We start from the raw sequence: 15,016 nt of genomic DNA, 5'->3' as shown, positions 1-15,016 counted from the left end.
CTTAGTCTGGCTCGCGGTACATCTGCACTAACGTCGACGGATCTTTTTCCAGGAAACCCTGGCTTCCATGCAGCCGCATCAGCTGTGCAGCCAATCCACTGAGTGGAGTGGCCGAACCCTGTTCGCGGGAAAACTTCACGGCGCTGTCGAGGTCCTTGAGCAGCGTGCGCACATGCCATTTCACCGGTTCAAATTGGCTGTGGGCCATTTGCGGAGCGAGGATCTGCAACGGTTTTGAATCGGCAAAACCACCGGCGAGAGCCTCGGCGATCAGTCGAGCATCAACCCCGGAACACTCAGCCAGCGCCACCACTTCGGCGATGACCAGCGCATTACACGCCACGATCATCTGATTGCACGCCTTGGTCACCTGCCCGGCCCCGACTCCGCCCATGTGGGTGACACGCTGGCCCAGTGTCAGCAAAAGCGGACGCACTCGCTGCAGATCCCCGGCCTCGCCACCCACCATGATCGCCAGACTGCCAGCCTCCGCGCCGACCACGCCGCCGGACACAGGAGCATCCAGCCAACTCATCCCAGTGGTGTCGATCAACTGTTTGGCCATTTCTCGTGTGGCGCTGGGCTCCAGGCTGGAAAAATCCACCAGTAGCTGACCGCTTTTCGCCCCCACAGCCACCCCCGCCGGGCCAAAAACCACCTCACGCACCACTGCGGTGTCCGCCAGACACAGCATGAGAATGTCGGCGTGCTGACACAGTTCAGCCGGTGTTGCCACTTGTCGGGCACCGGCTTCAACCAGCGGCGCGCACTTGGCCGGATTGCGATTCCACACGGTCAACGGATAGCCCGCCGCCAACAGGCGCCGGCACATGGGCAGGCCCATCAGACCGATTCCGGCGAACCCCAACGAAGGTAGCGTTGACATCATTTAGCCTCCCTTTGATTAAAGAACGCCGAATATTGGCCGATTCATCATGACTAAGGAAAGGATTCCCCCACTGTTGCTCAGGCAAGTCCCTGAGACTTGGGCCAAATACGCGCAAAAAAAGACGCGAGCCCCCCATTCCGTGAATGGTTTGACGACAGTTGTCGCTCAACCAACAAGTCCAGGTAGACGGCGCACAATGACTTCTAAAAATAACCCGGCCATTGCGGTCTCCGATCTGCTTCTGAGTCCTGCGGCGAACAGCCCCTCACCGTTGAAGCCATTGACCCCGGCGCGCCCGCTGGCCACTCAGCAATACCTGTATTTCACCGAAACCAATACCGACCGTATCCTCGATAACCTCGACGGCCTGCGCGACATGGTGTTCCCGCGCCCACCTCATCTGGAAGGCGCCAGCGAGCAGCACAGCGACCAGGAGTTCCCGTCGGTGTGCCTGATTGGTCTGGGCCGCTGCGGCTCGAACATCGCCCTGGACGTTGCGGAACTGGTGTACAACGCCCGCAAGTTTTATCTCAACGAATTCAATAACGAAGACCGTCTGTCGCCGGACAAACGCTATGCGGAAAAGGGTTACAGCCCGGCACAATGGATTCGTAACAACCTGCGCCTGGGTACCAACAAGGGCGCCAAACCGGTGTTCCTGGTGGAACCGCTGGTCATGCTCGGCGACCTCGACAAAGACATTGCCGGTCGCATCCGTTTCTCGCGCAAGGGCGAAAAAAGCGGCTTCCTGCGCGACTACAGCAAAATGAAAATCATGGACTTGTCGGAAGTCCACGCCGGAGGTGCCGGTAACGCGCCGATTCTCGGTCAGTACCTGGCCAAGATCATCCTGAACAAGGACACCCAGCGTTTCTCAAGCCCTGACTGGAAGATGATTCACTCGTACCTGATCGACAGTTGCGGGATCAAGGCCAACCAGTCGCGCCTGTATTTCTCGATTTTCAGCGCCGGCGGCGGTACTGGCTCGGGCATGGCTTCCGAGTTCGGCCTGGCCCAGCAGCACTCATACATGAACAAAACGTTCGACACCAAGCCGATGGACGAGCATGACAGCAAGAGCGGTCATTCCTTCGTCTTCGAGCCGATCTTCACCAGCGGTATTTGCGTACTGCCGAACATTTCCGATCACCGCAGCGAAATGTCCGAGGCGCTGCACATCAACGCCGGTCGCCTGCTGTGTAAATACCTGTCGGAAGAGTGGGACTTCTCCTACAACTTCGCCAACGAAGACAGCAGCGAAGCCAGCGTCATGGGGCGTATCCGCCCATGGAACGCCATGATGCTGATCTCCAACGACATCATGCGTTATGCCGAAGAAAGCGATGACGGCAACATCCAGAACATCGACGTCAATGCGATGGAAAAACACGCCAACCAATACATCTCGCAGCAGATCTTCAACATCCTGACAGCACAAGCGGTCACGACGGACTACGACCAGAACTATTTCCGCCGCGCCGGCATCGACATCGGCGAAACCATTCGCCTCGACGCCAACGACTTGTTCATGAGCCTCGCCGGCCCGGTGGCGATTGCCTACGCCGAGTCCGTGGTGCCGGAAACACCGCCGCCAAGCAGCGACAAGTTCAAAGTCTTCGAGAAAGAACCACAGCGCCTGAACATCGACGATTTGTTCTTCCGCTCCATCGACCTGCCGCACTTCAACAAAGTGACCCAGGCGATCGAAGGCATCAGCCTGCTGCCGATCGAGTCCAAGCGCTATCGCGCGTCGCTTGAGCAGTACAAGAATTCCGGTTACGACGCGGCGGCGTTGCACGACCTGCACTTCTTCAAGAACTGCTCGTCGGTGGTGTCGATTGTGTCGTTGCCGAAAGACTACAAGCTGTCCTACATGGACCTGAACCGGTTGAAGACCCACCTCAACAGCCTGTTCCCGAACACCACGCTCAAGCGTTACGCGCTGGTGATCGGCGCATCGGCCAACTTGTCGCTGACTACCCTGATCGCCAAGAGCCCGTGCCTGTCGGACGACTTCCTGACGCTGATCGTGGCGTTCATCAAACGCTGCTTTGCGAAAAACCCGTACCGCTTCGACGAGACGCTGGATAACTCGATCCTCGACTTCATCATTAATGAAGAGTTCGACGAAGACCGGATCGACGAGTTGCTAAATGAATTCGAGAACCCGGCGAAGATCCTCGATACCAACTGGTACGCGATCAAACCGATGTACGAGAAAAAGTACCGCGAACTGATCAACGACAAGGACAAGTTTGTCTCGATCAACGACATTCGCTTGTCACGCGATTGCGTGAAGAAGGCGATCAAGTACCTGCGTGAGATTTACCGTCACCGGATTGGCAAGACCAAGGTTATTTCCCTCAATAACCATACTGGCAAGACCGCCTAAGACTCGGCGCAATACCGCGTCGTGGCCAATCGCGAGCAAGCTCGGCTCCTACAGGGGTCGGTGGCGTTCACAAATTTTGTGATCGACATCGTCCCTGTAGGAGCCGAGCTTGCTCGCGATTGGCGGCATCAGATTCGCCACAAATCCACAATCCAGAAACAATTAAGCAGCCATTCGGCTGCTCACTGAACTGTTCCCGTTACGTTTACGTCACCGTGATGCTGGCCCACTTGTGGCCTTTCTCCACGGCAACATGCCATCTCGCTACTCACATACACACTTTTGGCCGCCAACAGGGCGCATCAATGAAGTGCGCAGACTCAGCTCGTCGCCCTTTCCTGGATCAGAATCCACGGCGAAACTACCACGGCCCACAGCTGCGGATCGCGTTCAAAAAGATCCAGCGCCCGCGTTTCAGACAGCTTGGCGACTTGGTCGGCGGCCAGCCAGGCAGCCACTTTCTCGCCTTCGTCAGTAGCTACTGCCTCGGCGGCGGCGATCAAATCAAGACCAGGGTCGACCCACAATAGGGCACCCCTGGCGAAGAACGGCTCCAGCTCTTTCCAGGTAATAGATGCGGTTTCACCAAGCAGCTTGGCATAGAGGGTGCTAGGTTCTTGAGTCATGGGTCCTGTCCGGAAAAGAAATCGACGCGAATGATAACGTTGGTGGTCCGTCAGAAAAACCCGGATGCAATTGAGTTACCGATTGAATAAACGCAGGAAAGCCAAGGAATGCTGCTGAATCAAGCAATTAGCCAGCTAGCGTCCGCCGTGATTCTGTCTTTTTCTTTCAAAAAAGCGACACCCGCAGAATTTGCCCCCTTGCGCCAGCTTCCCAGGCTAACAATTGGCGCTCTACACTGTACCGGTACAGTTGTCGGGGGCATTTTCCGGAAGGTATCGAAGATATCTGACCCGGTTCTGCTGCTACGGCGCCAGGACTATAAAAACTACAACAGTAAGAGTGGAGCACTATGACTAAGGCTACTAAGCAGATTTCCAAACTGTTTGCCGCTATGGTTCTGGCCGGGGTTGCCAGCCATTCGTTCGCAGCTGACACCATCAAGATCGGCATCGCCGGCCCTAAAACCGGCCCTGTAGCCCAATACGGCGACATGGAGTTCAGTGGCGCCAAAATGGCCATCGAACAGATCAACGCCAAAGGCGGCGTAAACGGCAAGCAACTCGTAGCCGTTGAATACGATGACGCCTGTGATCCGAAACAAGCGGTAGCGGTCGCGAACAAAGTCGTCAACGACGGCGTCAAGTTCGTGGTTGGCCACCTGTGCTCCAGCTCCACTCAACCGGCTTCGGACATTTACGAAGACGAAGGCGTGATCATGATCACCCCGGCTGCCACCAGCCCGGACATCACTTCCCGTGGTTACAAAATGGTGTTCCGCACCATCGGTCTGGACAGCGCCCAGGGCCCTGCCGCCGGTAACTACATTGCCGATCACGTGAAACCGAAAATCGTTGCTGTGCTGCACGACAAACAGCAATACGGTGAAGGCATCGCCACCGCCGTCAAAACCACCCTTGAGAAGAAAGGCGTAAAAGTCGCCGTGTTCGAAGGCGTCAACGCCGGCGACAAAGACTTCTCTTCGATGATCGCCAAGCTCAAGCAAGCCAACGTCGACTTCGTCTACTACGGCGGCTACCACCCAGAGCTGGGCCTGATCCTGCGTCAAGCACAGGAAAAAGGCCTGAAAGCCAAGTTTATGGGTCCGGAAGGCGTGGGTAACGACTCCATTTCGCAGATTGCCAAGGACGCTTCCGAAGGTCTGCTGGTAACCCTGCCGAAATCCTTCGACCAGGATCCGGCCAACGTTGCCCTGGCTGACGCGTTCAAAGCCAAGAAAGAAGACCCGAGCGGTCCGTTCGTGTTCCCGTCCTACTCGGCTGTTCAAGTGATTGCCGGTGGTATCACTGCAGCCAAGAGCGAAGACACTGCCAAAGTGGCTGAAGCTATCCACGCAGGCACCTTCAAGACTCCGACTGGCGACCTGCAGTTCGACGCCAAAGGCGACTTGAAAGACTTCAAATTTGTGGTTTACGAGTGGCACTTCGGCAAACCAAAAACTGAAGCTGCACCTCAGTAAGGCTTTGCCATACTGACTGCCAATAAAGCCCACGGCGTGCCGTGGGCTTTGTTTTACGAACGTTTTGGGCCGCGCTGGCGTGATCCGCCAGTCTCCCCACCTGAAAATCTCAAAACCGTCATCAGCGGTTCGCTGGCAAACCTCGAATTCGAAGTGGATGCAGATCCACGGGGCTCGAGCGGGAAAATGACTCCACCAGTGAAATGCGTATCAGGTTTTTAGGAGCGCTGTAATGCCTGACATCTATCACTTTTTCCAACAGCTGGTTAATGGTCTGACCATTGGCAGCACGTATGCCCTGATCGCCATCGGCTATACGATGGTTTACGGCATCATTGGAATGATCAACTTCGCCCACGGTGAGGTGTACATGATTGGTTCCTACGTGGCGTTCATCGCCATTGCCGGGCTGACCATGATGGGACTCGACAGCGTTCCGCTGTTGATGACTGCCGCTTTTCTCGCGACCATCGTCGTGACCAGTGCCTACGGCTACAGCATCGAACGGATCGCCTACCGCCCCTTGCGCGGCAGCAACCGTCTGATCCCGCTGATTTCCGCCATCGGCATGTCGATCTTCCTGCAGAACACGGTTCTGCTGGCGCAAGACTCCAAGGACAAATCCATCCCCAACCTGATTCCGGGCAACTTTGCCTTCGGGCCAGGTGGCGCACATGAAGTGCTGATTTCCTACATGCAAATCGTGGTGTTCGTGGTGACCTTCGTCGCCATGCTCGGCCTGACGATGTTCATCTCCCGCTCTCGCCTGGGTCGCGCCTGCCGTGCCTGTGCCGAAGACATCAAGATGGCCAACCTGCTGGGTATCAACACCAACAACATCATCGCCCTGACCTTTGTCATCGGTGCTGCTCTGGCGGCCATCGCGGCTGTGCTGTTGAGCATGCAATACGGCGTGATCAACCCGAACGCCGGTTTCCTCGTCGGCCTCAAGGCCTTCACCGCAGCAGTACTGGGCGGTATCGGCAGCATCCCCGGCGCCATGCTCGGCGGGATCGTGCTGGGGGTAGCGGAAGCCTTTGGTGCCGATATTTTCGGCGACCAGTACAAGGACGTCGTGGCTTTCGGTCTATTGGTTCTGGTGTTGTTGTTCCGGCCAACCGGCCTGTTGGGCCGTCCGGAGGTTGAAAAAGTATGACTAGGAATCTTAAACAGGCGTTGTTCAGCGCCTTGCTGGTGTGGGCCGTTGCCTACCCGGTACTCGGTCTGAAACTGACCATTGTCGGCATCAACCTCGAAGTTCATGGCACCAGCAAAGCAACGCTGATCACCATCGCTGTGTGCTCGGTGCTGATGTTCCTGCGGGTGTTGTTCGACCAGCAAATCAGCGCAGCCTGGAAAGCCTCGCCGAACATGCCGGTAATGCCGGCCAAGGCCAGTAACTTCCTGACCCTGCCGACCACCCAGCGCTGGATCATCATTGCGCTGATCATCGGTGCGCTGGTCTGGCCGTTCTTCGGCTCGCGCGGCGCGGTAGACATCGCCACTCTGGTGCTGATCTACGTGATGTTGGGCCTTGGCCTGAACATCGTGGTCGGTCTGGCCGGCCTGCTCGACCTCGGTTATGTCGGTTTCTATGCCGTCGGCGCCTACAGTTATGCGCTGCTGTCGCATTACTACGGTCTGAGCTTCTGGATCTGCCTGCCAATCGCCGGCATGATGGCGGCGACGTTCGGCTTCTTGCTGGGCTTCCCGGTATTGCGTTTGCGCGGGGACTACCTGGCGATCGTGACCCTGGGCTTCGGTGAAATCATCCGTCTGTTCCTGCGTAACCTGACCGACCTCACCGGTGGCCCGAACGGCATCAGCAACATTCCCAAGCCAACGCTTTTCGGACTGACCTTCGATAGAACGGCCGCAGAGGGACTGCAGACGTTCCACGAGTACTTCGGCCTGGAATACAACTCGATCAACAAGGTGATCTTCCTTTACCTGATCGCGGTGTTGTTGTCGCTGTTCGCCCTGTTCGTCATCAACCGCTTGCTGCGCATGCCTCTGGGTCGTGCCTGGGAAGCGCTGCGTGAAGATGAAATCGCCTGCCGTGCGCTGGGTCTGAACCCGACCATCATCAAGCTTTCGGCCTTCACCCTGGGTGCGTGCTTCGCCGGTTTCGCCGGTAGCTTCTTCGCCGCGCGTCAGGGTCTGGTGACACCGGAGTCCTTCACCTTCATCGAGTCGGCAACCATTCTTGCCATCGTGGTGCTGGGCGGCATGGGCTCGCAACTGGGCGTCGTGCTGGCGGCCACGGTGATGATACTGTTGCCGGAAATGATGCGTGAGTTCAGTGAATACCGCATGTTGATGTTCGGCGCCTTGATGGTGCTGATGATGATCTGGCGCCCTCAAGGCCTGCTGCCCATGCAACGTCCTCACATGGAGCTGCGCAAATGAGCCGCGAGATCCTGAAAGTAGAAAATCTGAGCATGCGCTTCGGCGGCTTGCTGGCGGTCAACGGCGTCGCCCTGTCCGTGAAGGAAAAACAGGTCGTGGCATTGATCGGCCCCAACGGCGCCGGCAAGACCACGGTGTTCAACTGCCTGACCGGTTTCTACAAGCCGAGCGGCGGCAGCATCCTGCTGGACGGCGAGCCCATCGAAGGCCTGCCGGGCCACAAGATCGCCCTCAAAGGCGTGGTGCGCACCTTCCAGAACGTACGATTGTTCAAGGACATGACCGCGGTCGAGAACCTCTTGATCGCCCAGCACCGTCACCTGAACACCAACTTCCTGGCCGGGCTGTTCAAGACCCCGGGCTTTCGCAAAAGCGAACGCGAAGCCATGGAGTTCGCCGCGTACTGGCTGGACAAGGTCAACCTCACGCAGTTCGCCAACCGTCCGGCCGGCACCCTGGCCTACGGTCAGCAACGTCGCCTGGAAATCGCTCGCTGCATGATGACCCGCCCGCGGATCCTTATGCTCGACGAACCGGCTGCCGGTCTGAACCCGAAGGAAACCGAAGACCTCAAGGCGCTGATCAGCGTGCTGCGTGAAGAGCACAACGTCACCGTGCTGCTGATCGAACACGACATGAAACTGGTCATGAGCATTTCCGATCACATCGTCGTGATCAACCAGGGCACGCCCCTGGCCAACGGCACGCCGGAACAGATCCGCGACAATCCCGAAGTGATCAAAGCCTACCTGGGGGAAGCGTAAATGCTGCAATTCGAAAACGTTTCCACCTTCTATGGCAAGATCCAGGCCCTGCACAGCGTCAACGTTGAAGTCCGCCAGGGCGAAATCGTGACCCTGATCGGCGCCAACGGTGCCGGCAAGTCGACCCTGCTGATGACGCTCTGCGGTTCGCCGCAAGCCCACAGCGGCAGCATCCGTTATATGGGTGAGGAACTGGTCGGCCAGAGCTCGTCGCAGATCATGCGCAAAAGCATCGCCGTGGTCCCGGAAGGTCGTCGAGTGTTCTCGCGCCTGACCGTGGAAGAAAACCTCGCCATGGGCGGCTTCTTCACCGACAAGGGCGACTATCAGGAACAGATGGACAAGGTTCTCGAACTTTTCCCACGCCTGAAAGAACGATTCGCCCAGCGCGGCGGCACCATGTCCGGCGGCGAACAGCAAATGCTCGCCATCGGCCGTGCGCTGATGAGCAAGCCCAAGCTGCTGCTGCTCGACGAACCTTCGTTGGGCCTGGCACCGATCATCATCCAACAGATCTTCGACATCATCGAACAACTGCGCAAGGATGGCGTGACCGTGTTTCTGGTTGAGCAGAACGCCAACCAGGCGCTGAAAATTGCTGATCGCGCGTACGTTCTGGAGAACGGCCGGGTGGTGATGACAGGCACTGGGGAAGCGCTGCTGACTGATCCGAAAGTACGTGACGCGTACTTGGGTGGTTGAGTCTTTGCGGTAAACAAAAACGGCCTTCGGGCCGTTTTTTTGTGCCTGCCACAAACCCATGACGATGACATTTCCCCTGTGGGAGCGAGCCTGCTCGCGAAGGCGTAGGGTCAGTCAATATGCATGTTGAATGACACACCGCCTTCGCGAGCAGGCTCGCTCCCACAGAAGATTGGTGGTGTTTTGAAATTTTTTAAAAATTATGGGGACAGCTGTAACGCATCGCCACGACCTTTCTCTAGAGGGGTAAGCCAGCACAAACGCTGCTTACCAAAACTTCAAAAACCGGAGAAACATCATGACTGCTACCACCCGCACCCTGTCCGCCACCGCCCTGGTTCTGGCCCTCGGTTCTGCCTTGAGCATGGCCGCTGTCTCCACCGTCCACGCGGCCGACGACAACATGGAAAAATGCTTCGGCGTGGCCATGAAAAGTCACAACGATTGCGCAGCAGGCGCTGGCACCACCTGCGCCGGCACCTCGAAAACCGACTTCCAGCCTAACGCTTGGAAACTGGTCCCTAAAGGCACCTGCGCCACCACCGAAAGCAAGACCTCGTCGACCGGTTTCGGTCAGATGGAAGCCTTCAAAGCCAAAGCCTGATCTGAACTCCGCCCGAGTGTCGACCATGAACCATTCACCGTTCGGGCTCCCGCCCCGCGCCGGGCTGGGGCTCAAGACCGAGCACTTTCGTGAAGTGCTCGGTTCACTACCGGACATCGGTTTTTTCGAAGTCCACGCCGAAAACTACATGGTGGCCGGCGGCCCGTTTCATCATTACCTGGGGTTGATTCGCGAGCAGTATCCGCTGTCGCTGCATGGCGTGGGCTTGTCGATTGGTGCCGAAGGTCCGCTGGACACTCAGCACCTCAAACGCCTCGCCGCACTCATCGAGCGCTATCAACCCCACGCCTTTTCCGAACACCTGGCCTGGTCCAGCCACGGCCCGGTGTTCCTGAATGACCTGTTGCCTCTGGCCTATGACAACGCAACGCTGAACCGCGTTTGCGAACACATAGACCAGGTACAAAGCACCCTCAAACGCCCGATGTTGCTGGAGAACCCGGCCACCTACCTGGCGTTCCAGCGCTCGACCATTGATGAAGCCGGCTTCATCAGCGAAGTCATCCACCGCACGGGCTGCGGGCTGCTGCTTGATGTGAACAACGTCTACGTATCGTGCATCAATCATCATCGCGATCCAGTGGCCTACATCGACGCCCTGCCCCTTCATGCCGTCGGCGAGATTCATCTGGCAGGCTTTGCCGAAGACACCGACAGCCTCGGTGACCGTCTGCTGATTGATGATCACGGCGCCCCCATCGATAACGCCGTCTGGTCGTTGTACCAGCACGTGCTGGAGCGAACAGGCCCGATAGCCACCCTGATCGAACGCGACAATCAGTTGCCGGCCTTCAGTGTCTTGCAGGCCGAGGCGCGTCAGGCCGATGAGTTGTTGCTGTTCCCGGGAGGTCGGCCTTGAGCACACAAGCCGCTTTTGCCGCCGCCCTGCTTGATCCTCAACTGGCCTGCCCCGAGGGATTGTTCAGTGCCAACGGCGCCGACCCCGCCAGCCGTTTCGCGGTGTATCGCAACAATGTGCAGAGTTCGTTGATCAACGCCTTGACGCACAGTTACCCCGTGGTGATGCAATTGGTCGGCGATGAGTTCTTCCGTGCCATGGCCGGAATTTATTTGCTCAGCAACGCGCCCCTGAGCCCGCTGATCAAAGATTACGGCAACCATTTTGCGCAGTTCATCGACGGCTTCGAACCGGCGAACAGCGTGCCGTATCTGGCCGATGTCGCGCGATTTGAGCGCGTACGAACCCTCGCTTATCACGCAGCCGACTCCCAGCCGCTAAGCCACGACCAAATCGGCGCAGCGCTCGCTGATCCGCAAACCCTGAGCGAGCTGACCGTCGAACTTCACCCCTCCCTCAACCTGCTGACATCTGCCTTCGCCGTGGTCTCGATCTGGGCGGCCCATCAGCAAGACGCCACGTTGGCCGGGATTGATCTGAACCACGGGCAACACGCACTGATCCTGCGCAACGGTCTGGACGTTGAAGTCTTCGTCATCGAACCCGGTGCCAGCACCTTCATCCAGAACCTGCAAAGCGGCCAGCCGCTGATTCAGGCAGCAGAAACCGCACCCGCGTTCGATCTCAGCCAGACCCTGGCCCTATTGATCGGCCACAACGCCATAACTCACTTACACCACAATAAGGTATCGCCATGAACACACAGAACCCGATCAGCCGCGCCATCGCGCTGCTGGCGTTGATTCCACAGAGCCTGATCGCTTTTATTGCGCGGGTCTCCATCGCGGCGGTGTTCTGGAAGTCCGGGCAAACCAAAGTCGAAGGCCTCGCCATCGACCTGATCGAGGGCACGTTCGAGTTCGGCTGGCCACACCTGGCCGACTCAACCATCCCGCTATTCAAGAGTGAGTACCCCGTGCCGTTGCTGTCACCAGAGATCGCTGCACACATGGCGGCGTTCGCCGAACACTTTTTCCCGGTGCTGATCCTGATAGGCTTTGCCACGCGTTTTTCGGCGCTGGCCTTGCTGGGCATGACCCTGACCATTCAACTGTTCGTGTACCCCGATGCTTATCCAACCCACGGCACTTGGGCGGCGGTGTTGCTGTATCTGATGGCGACCGGGCCAGGTAAATTGTCGATTGATCACCTGATCGCCCGGCGTTACGCCAGCTAACTCAGATCCCCTGTAGCAGCTGCCGAAGGCTGCGTTCGAACGCGAAGCGATCGCAAAACCTGCAAACGCGGTTTACCTGTCAGACCACAGTGACTGATTTTACGACTGCTGCGCAGCCGGACGCAGCCTCGCCAAGGCTCGACAGCTGCTACAGAGCCGGACGCAGCCTCGCAAGCTCGACAGCTGCTACAAAGACCGTGCGAGACTAAGGCGATCCAGCGCCTCACCGCTGCGCTTGAACCAGCCGATCAGGTAATCCGCCAACACTTGCGTGCGTTTCGGCAGGCCGCCCTGATACGGATGAACCAGGTACATCGGCATGCGCCGCGTCTGATAATCGCGCAGGAGCCAGCGCAAACGTCCATCCGCCAATTCCGTTTGCAGCAGGTACGACGGTAAACGGGCGATACCGGCACCCGCCAATGCGGCTTTTTTGAGCAAGCTGTAGTGATTGCTGGCGAACGGCCCTGACACTCGCACCCGCAGCAACTCGTGTTGCTGGTGATAGAGCCATTCTTCGCGACCACTGTAATGGCTGTTGAGCAAGCAACGGTGTTCAGCCAACGCCTGGGGCGTCAGCGGTTCGCCGAACCGTTCAAGATACGCCGGGCTGGCGCAGGTCATTTCGTGCCAAGCCAACAATGGTCGCGCCACCAGACGCTCGTCCTTGCCCACCTCGGAGCGAATCGCCAGATCGAAGCCATCCCGTGACAAGTCGTGAAACTGGTTGTTGAGGTCGAGTTCGATCTGTACTTCTGGGTATTTGCCGGAGAACTCCAGCAACAAACCGTCGAAGAAGGTTTCCCCCAGCGACACCGGCACTGTCATGCGCACCGGCCCGGCCATGTCGTCCTTCAACCGCGCCAACGCCTGACGCGCTCTCTCGACTTGCACTACCAGCGCCTGAGCTTGGGGCAACAGCGCTGCACCTGCCGCCGTCAGGCTTAAGCGGCGGGTGGTGCGTTGCAGCAGCACCACGGAAAACCGCGTCTCCAGCAAGCTGATGCGCTTGGATAGCTGCCCCTTGCTGCAACCCAGTTGCTGAGCTGCCAAAGTAAAACTACCCGCTTCGATCAATACCGCAAACGCCGCCAGGTCATCCATCTCGCTCATGGATTGTTTCCATTTGAAAACCAAAGGTTGCCTATTAGTGCGCTTATCAGCAGAAAAAACCACTCTAGACTGAGACCTCATTCAACCAATCGAGGAACAGCACGATGAAAATTCTATTGATAGGCGCAGGCGGCACCATCGGTTCGGCGGTCGACAAGGAGCTGTCCCAGCGTCACGACATCATCCGCATCGGCCGCAATAGTGGCGACTTTCAGGTGGATATCAGCGACAGCGCCTCGATCCGCAAGTTGTTCGAACAGACCGGCAAGTTCGATGCGCTGATCTGCGCGGCGGGTAACGTGACCTTCGCGCCACTGGATGAAATGACCGAAGCCAGCTTCGCGCTGGGTCTGAAAGATAAGCTGATGGGCCAGGTCAATTTGCTGCTGATCGGCCGCGAGTTCGCCAACGACGGCGCCTCGTTCACCTTCACCACGGGCGTGCTCAGCCATGACCCGATTCGCAGTGGCGCCTCGGCAGCGCTGGTCAATGGTGCACTGGACAGCTTCGTGCGCGCCGCCGCCATCGAACTGCCTCGCGGCCTGCGCGTGAACTCGATCAGCCCGAATGTACTGGTGGAAGCCATGGGCAAATACGCGCCTTACTTCCGTGGTTTCAAACCGGTTCCGGCAGCCGATGTGGCATTGGCCTACGCCAAAAGTGTTGAAGGCTTGCAAACCGGTCAGACCTTTCACGTTGGCTGACCGTCCTTTCTGACAGGCGCGTTACTGGCGAGCGATCACGCCGCTCGCCAGGCGCTCGCGCCCGAACTGTCGCAGCCACTGTTGCATTGGTCGTTCGAACCAGCGATGGCAAATCAGGCTGACACCGATCAACACAACAAAGAACAGCAGCAACGTCCACGGCTGATAAAAGACGCTACGTCCCGGGAAGAATTTATCCGCCAGCAGCGCGGCGAAAATTTGCAGCGGGAAGTGCAGCAAATAGGAGGCGTAGCTGATATCACCCAGCCACGCCAAGCGCCGGGCGAGTGGCTCCAGCAACTGATGACACGCCGCAATGGCCATGATCGTCAGCGGAAACAACAGCGCAAACTTGATCAACGGCTGATCAGCGCCGAGCAGCCACCAACCCGCCGCACAACCTATCGTCAAACCCATCCCCACCCAACGGACCGGCGCCCGTTGCAGCAGCCACGCCACAAGGATAAAGCCAACGCCACCGCAGAAAAAACTGAACACACCAAGAGTGATTTTGTACTGCGCTGGAAAGACACACGCAGCCACAGTGATCAAAAAAATACTGATCAGCGTTGGAAAAGGCGAATAGCGCCACAGCAGGAAAAACGCTGCGTAGAGCAGCACTTCAACAGAGATCGACCAGGCCGGGCCATTGAAAGACCAGCCCTGTTCCAATCCCCACGCAGGGGCGAGAAAAACGTTCAACACGCCGTGATAGATATCATTGAACGGATAAACAAAAGCGTTCCCCGTATACCGGGAGTAGACCATCTGTAACAGCGCAACAGCAGCGAAGGTTGCCAGATGCAATGGATAGATGCGGCTGAAACGCTCGATGAAAAACTGTTTTCCAGTCAGATCCCCTCGCGCCACGGCTTGACCGAACAACCAGAAAAAGATGAACCCGGACAAGCTGAAGAACAACGCGACCGCATCGCCACCGTGTCGATAAAACAATGCAAACACGCTGTAGAAAGGTTGCTGTTCGGTTTGCAGCGGACCCGGCAACGCCCCTTGAAAAAAGAAGTGCTGCCAATGCCAGAACACCACCGCCAACGCCGCGATACCGCGCAGCGCATCCAATGCGTACAACCGTTTGGGGAAAACAGACTGGTGTTGGTTCATGCCGAAGTGGGCCCGATCCTGGACAAGTGCGCCACTATGCTGGGACGCACCCGGCAACTCAATCCCTGGCACACAAGCCTTGTGATCGCAGGCTTG

15 protein-coding genes and 1 pseudogene are annotated in these 15,016 nt (G+C 57.8%); 12 read left to right on the top strand and 4 right to left on the bottom strand.

Annotation, left to right across the window (positions count from 1 at the left end; all coding sequences use genetic code 11):
* Window position 1: 1 nt before the first annotated feature.
* Window positions 2–889 (bottom strand): NAD(P)-dependent oxidoreductase, encoded by an 888-nt coding sequence (locus ACWGZX_RS20550; protein WP_452625200.1) that lies wholly within the window; start codon window positions 887–889, stop codon window positions 2–4.
* Between the two features lie 196 nt (window positions 890–1,085).
* Between ACWGZX_RS20550 and ACWGZX_RS20545 the strand changes: the two genes are divergently transcribed.
* On the top strand, window positions 1,086–3,281 hold the full coding sequence (locus tag ACWGZX_RS20545) for a hypothetical protein (RefSeq protein WP_452625199.1): 2,196 nt from the start codon (window positions 1,086–1,088) through the stop codon (window positions 3,279–3,281).
* 320 nt (window positions 3,282–3,601) lie between these two features.
* Here ACWGZX_RS20545 and ACWGZX_RS20540 read toward each other — a convergent pair whose 3' ends face one another.
* The gene (locus ACWGZX_RS20540) at window positions 3,602–3,907 is read right to left on the bottom strand and encodes a DUF2288 domain-containing protein (RefSeq protein WP_140666187.1); all 306 of its coding nucleotides are present in this window, start codon (window positions 3,905–3,907) and stop codon (window positions 3,602–3,604) included.
* A 350-nt stretch (window positions 3,908–4,257) separates the two neighbouring features.
* Here ACWGZX_RS20540 and ACWGZX_RS20535 point away from each other — a divergent pair, with 350 nt between their 5' ends.
* The 10 genes and pseudogenes from ACWGZX_RS20535 (at window position 4,258) to ACWGZX_RS20490 (ending at window position 11,981) form a co-directional block, all read left to right on the top strand.
* Entirely contained in the window at window positions 4,258–5,385 is a 1,128-nt protein-coding gene (locus ACWGZX_RS20535; RefSeq protein ID WP_452625198.1) for a branched-chain amino acid ABC transporter substrate-binding protein, read from the top strand.
* A 232-nt stretch (window positions 5,386–5,617) separates the two neighbouring features.
* On the top strand, window positions 5,618–6,541 hold the full coding sequence (livH, locus tag ACWGZX_RS20530; RefSeq protein WP_452625197.1) for a high-affinity branched-chain amino acid ABC transporter permease LivH: 924 nt from the start codon (window positions 5,618–5,620) through the stop codon (window positions 6,539–6,541).
* Window positions 6,538–7,794 (top strand): high-affinity branched-chain amino acid ABC transporter permease LivM, encoded by a 1,257-nt coding sequence (locus tag ACWGZX_RS20525; RefSeq protein ID WP_452625196.1) that lies wholly within the window; start codon window positions 6,538–6,540, stop codon window positions 7,792–7,794. The genes livH and ACWGZX_RS20525 overlap by 4 nt, the downstream gene beginning before the upstream one ends.
* Window positions 7,791–8,558: a high-affinity branched-chain amino acid ABC transporter ATP-binding protein LivG gene (gene livG / locus ACWGZX_RS20520; protein ID WP_223512237.1), complete on the top strand. Its 768-nt coding sequence runs from the start codon at window positions 7,791–7,793 to the stop codon at window positions 8,556–8,558. Before ACWGZX_RS20525 ends, livG begins: the two co-directional genes overlap by 4 nt.
* Complete coding sequence (locus ACWGZX_RS20515) at window positions 8,559–9,260, top strand: ABC transporter ATP-binding protein (protein ID WP_452625195.1); 702 nt, start codon at window positions 8,559–8,561, stop codon at window positions 9,258–9,260.
* 298 nt (window positions 9,261–9,558) lie between these two features.
* Window positions 9,559–9,864, top strand: a complete 306-nt coding sequence (locus ACWGZX_RS20510; RefSeq protein ID WP_452625194.1) for a BufA1 family periplasmic bufferin-type metallophore — start codon at window positions 9,559–9,561, stop codon at window positions 9,862–9,864.
* 25 nt (window positions 9,865–9,889) lie between these two features.
* Window positions 9,890–10,744: an MNIO family bufferin maturase gene (gene bufB, locus ACWGZX_RS20505; protein WP_452625193.1), complete on the top strand. Its 855-nt coding sequence runs from the start codon at window positions 9,890–9,892 to the stop codon at window positions 10,742–10,744.
* Window positions 10,741–11,502: an HvfC/BufC N-terminal domain-containing protein gene (locus ACWGZX_RS20500; protein WP_452625192.1), complete on the top strand. Its 762-nt coding sequence runs from the start codon at window positions 10,741–10,743 to the stop codon at window positions 11,500–11,502. The genes bufB and ACWGZX_RS20500 overlap by 4 nt, the downstream gene beginning before the upstream one ends.
* Window positions 11,486–11,629 (top strand): annotated as a pseudogene (locus ACWGZX_RS20495) (hypothetical protein); the annotation flags it as partial. The gene ACWGZX_RS20500 and the pseudogene ACWGZX_RS20495, both read left to right, overlap by 17 nt.
* Entirely contained in the window at window positions 11,559–11,981 is a 423-nt protein-coding gene (locus ACWGZX_RS20490) for a DoxX family protein (RefSeq protein ID WP_452629043.1), read from the top strand. The pseudogene ACWGZX_RS20495 and the gene ACWGZX_RS20490, both read left to right, overlap by 71 nt.
* 186 nt (window positions 11,982–12,167) lie before the next feature.
* Here the strand turns inward: ACWGZX_RS20490 and ACWGZX_RS20485 are convergent, their stop codons facing one another.
* Window positions 12,168–13,094 (bottom strand): LysR family transcriptional regulator, encoded by a 927-nt coding sequence (locus ACWGZX_RS20485; RefSeq protein ID WP_452625191.1) that lies wholly within the window; start codon window positions 13,092–13,094, stop codon window positions 12,168–12,170.
* A gap of 104 nt (window positions 13,095–13,198) precedes the next feature.
* Between ACWGZX_RS20485 and ACWGZX_RS20480 the strand changes: the two genes are divergently transcribed.
* Entirely contained in the window at window positions 13,199–13,798 is a 600-nt protein-coding gene (locus ACWGZX_RS20480) for a short chain dehydrogenase (RefSeq protein ID WP_452625190.1), read from the top strand.
* 21 nt (window positions 13,799–13,819) lie between these two features.
* Here ACWGZX_RS20480 and ACWGZX_RS20475 read toward each other — a convergent pair whose 3' ends face one another.
* Window positions 13,820–14,920, bottom strand: coding sequence for an acyltransferase family protein (locus tag ACWGZX_RS20475; protein WP_452625189.1), 1,101 nt, complete (start codon window positions 14,918–14,920; stop codon window positions 13,820–13,822).
* Between the last annotated feature and the right edge of the window lie 96 nt (window positions 14,921–15,016).

The organism is Pseudomonas sp. CLCA07, assembly GCF_053615335.1.
Note: the sequence above shows the minus strand (reverse complement) of the source record. Positions and strands in the feature narration are given on the sequence as shown.

Coding starts and splice junctions, on each gene's coding strand:
- livH (WP_452625197.1), top strand. CDS start 5,618: ATGCCTGACATCTATCACTTTTTCCAACAGCTGGTTAATGGTCTGACC.
- ACWGZX_RS20545 (WP_452625199.1), top strand. CDS start 1,086: ATGACTTCTAAAAATAACCCGGCCATTGCGGTCTCCGATCTGCTTCTG.
- ACWGZX_RS20515 (WP_452625195.1), top strand. CDS start 8,559: ATGCTGCAATTCGAAAACGTTTCCACCTTCTATGGCAAGATCCAGGCC.
- ACWGZX_RS20550 (WP_452625200.1), bottom strand. CDS start 889: ATGATGTCAACGCTACCTTCGTTGGGGTTCGCCGGAATCGGTCTGATG.
- ACWGZX_RS20525 (WP_452625196.1), top strand. CDS start 6,538: ATGACTAGGAATCTTAAACAGGCGTTGTTCAGCGCCTTGCTGGTGTGG.
- ACWGZX_RS20480 (WP_452625190.1), top strand. CDS start 13,199: ATGAAAATTCTATTGATAGGCGCAGGCGGCACCATCGGTTCGGCGGTC.
- ACWGZX_RS20510 (WP_452625194.1), top strand. CDS start 9,559: ATGACTGCTACCACCCGCACCCTGTCCGCCACCGCCCTGGTTCTGGCC.
- ACWGZX_RS20485 (WP_452625191.1), bottom strand. CDS start 13,094: ATGAGCGAGATGGATGACCTGGCGGCGTTTGCGGTATTGATCGAAGCG.
- ACWGZX_RS20540 (WP_140666187.1), bottom strand. CDS start 3,907: ATGACTCAAGAACCTAGCACCCTCTATGCCAAGCTGCTTGGTGAAACC.
- livG (WP_223512237.1), top strand. CDS start 7,791: ATGAGCCGCGAGATCCTGAAAGTAGAAAATCTGAGCATGCGCTTCGGC.
- ACWGZX_RS20535 (WP_452625198.1), top strand. CDS start 4,258: ATGACTAAGGCTACTAAGCAGATTTCCAAACTGTTTGCCGCTATGGTT.
- bufB (WP_452625193.1), top strand. CDS start 9,890: ATGAACCATTCACCGTTCGGGCTCCCGCCCCGCGCCGGGCTGGGGCTC.
- ACWGZX_RS20475 (WP_452625189.1), bottom strand. CDS start 14,920: ATGAACCAACACCAGTCTGTTTTCCCCAAACGGTTGTACGCATTGGAT.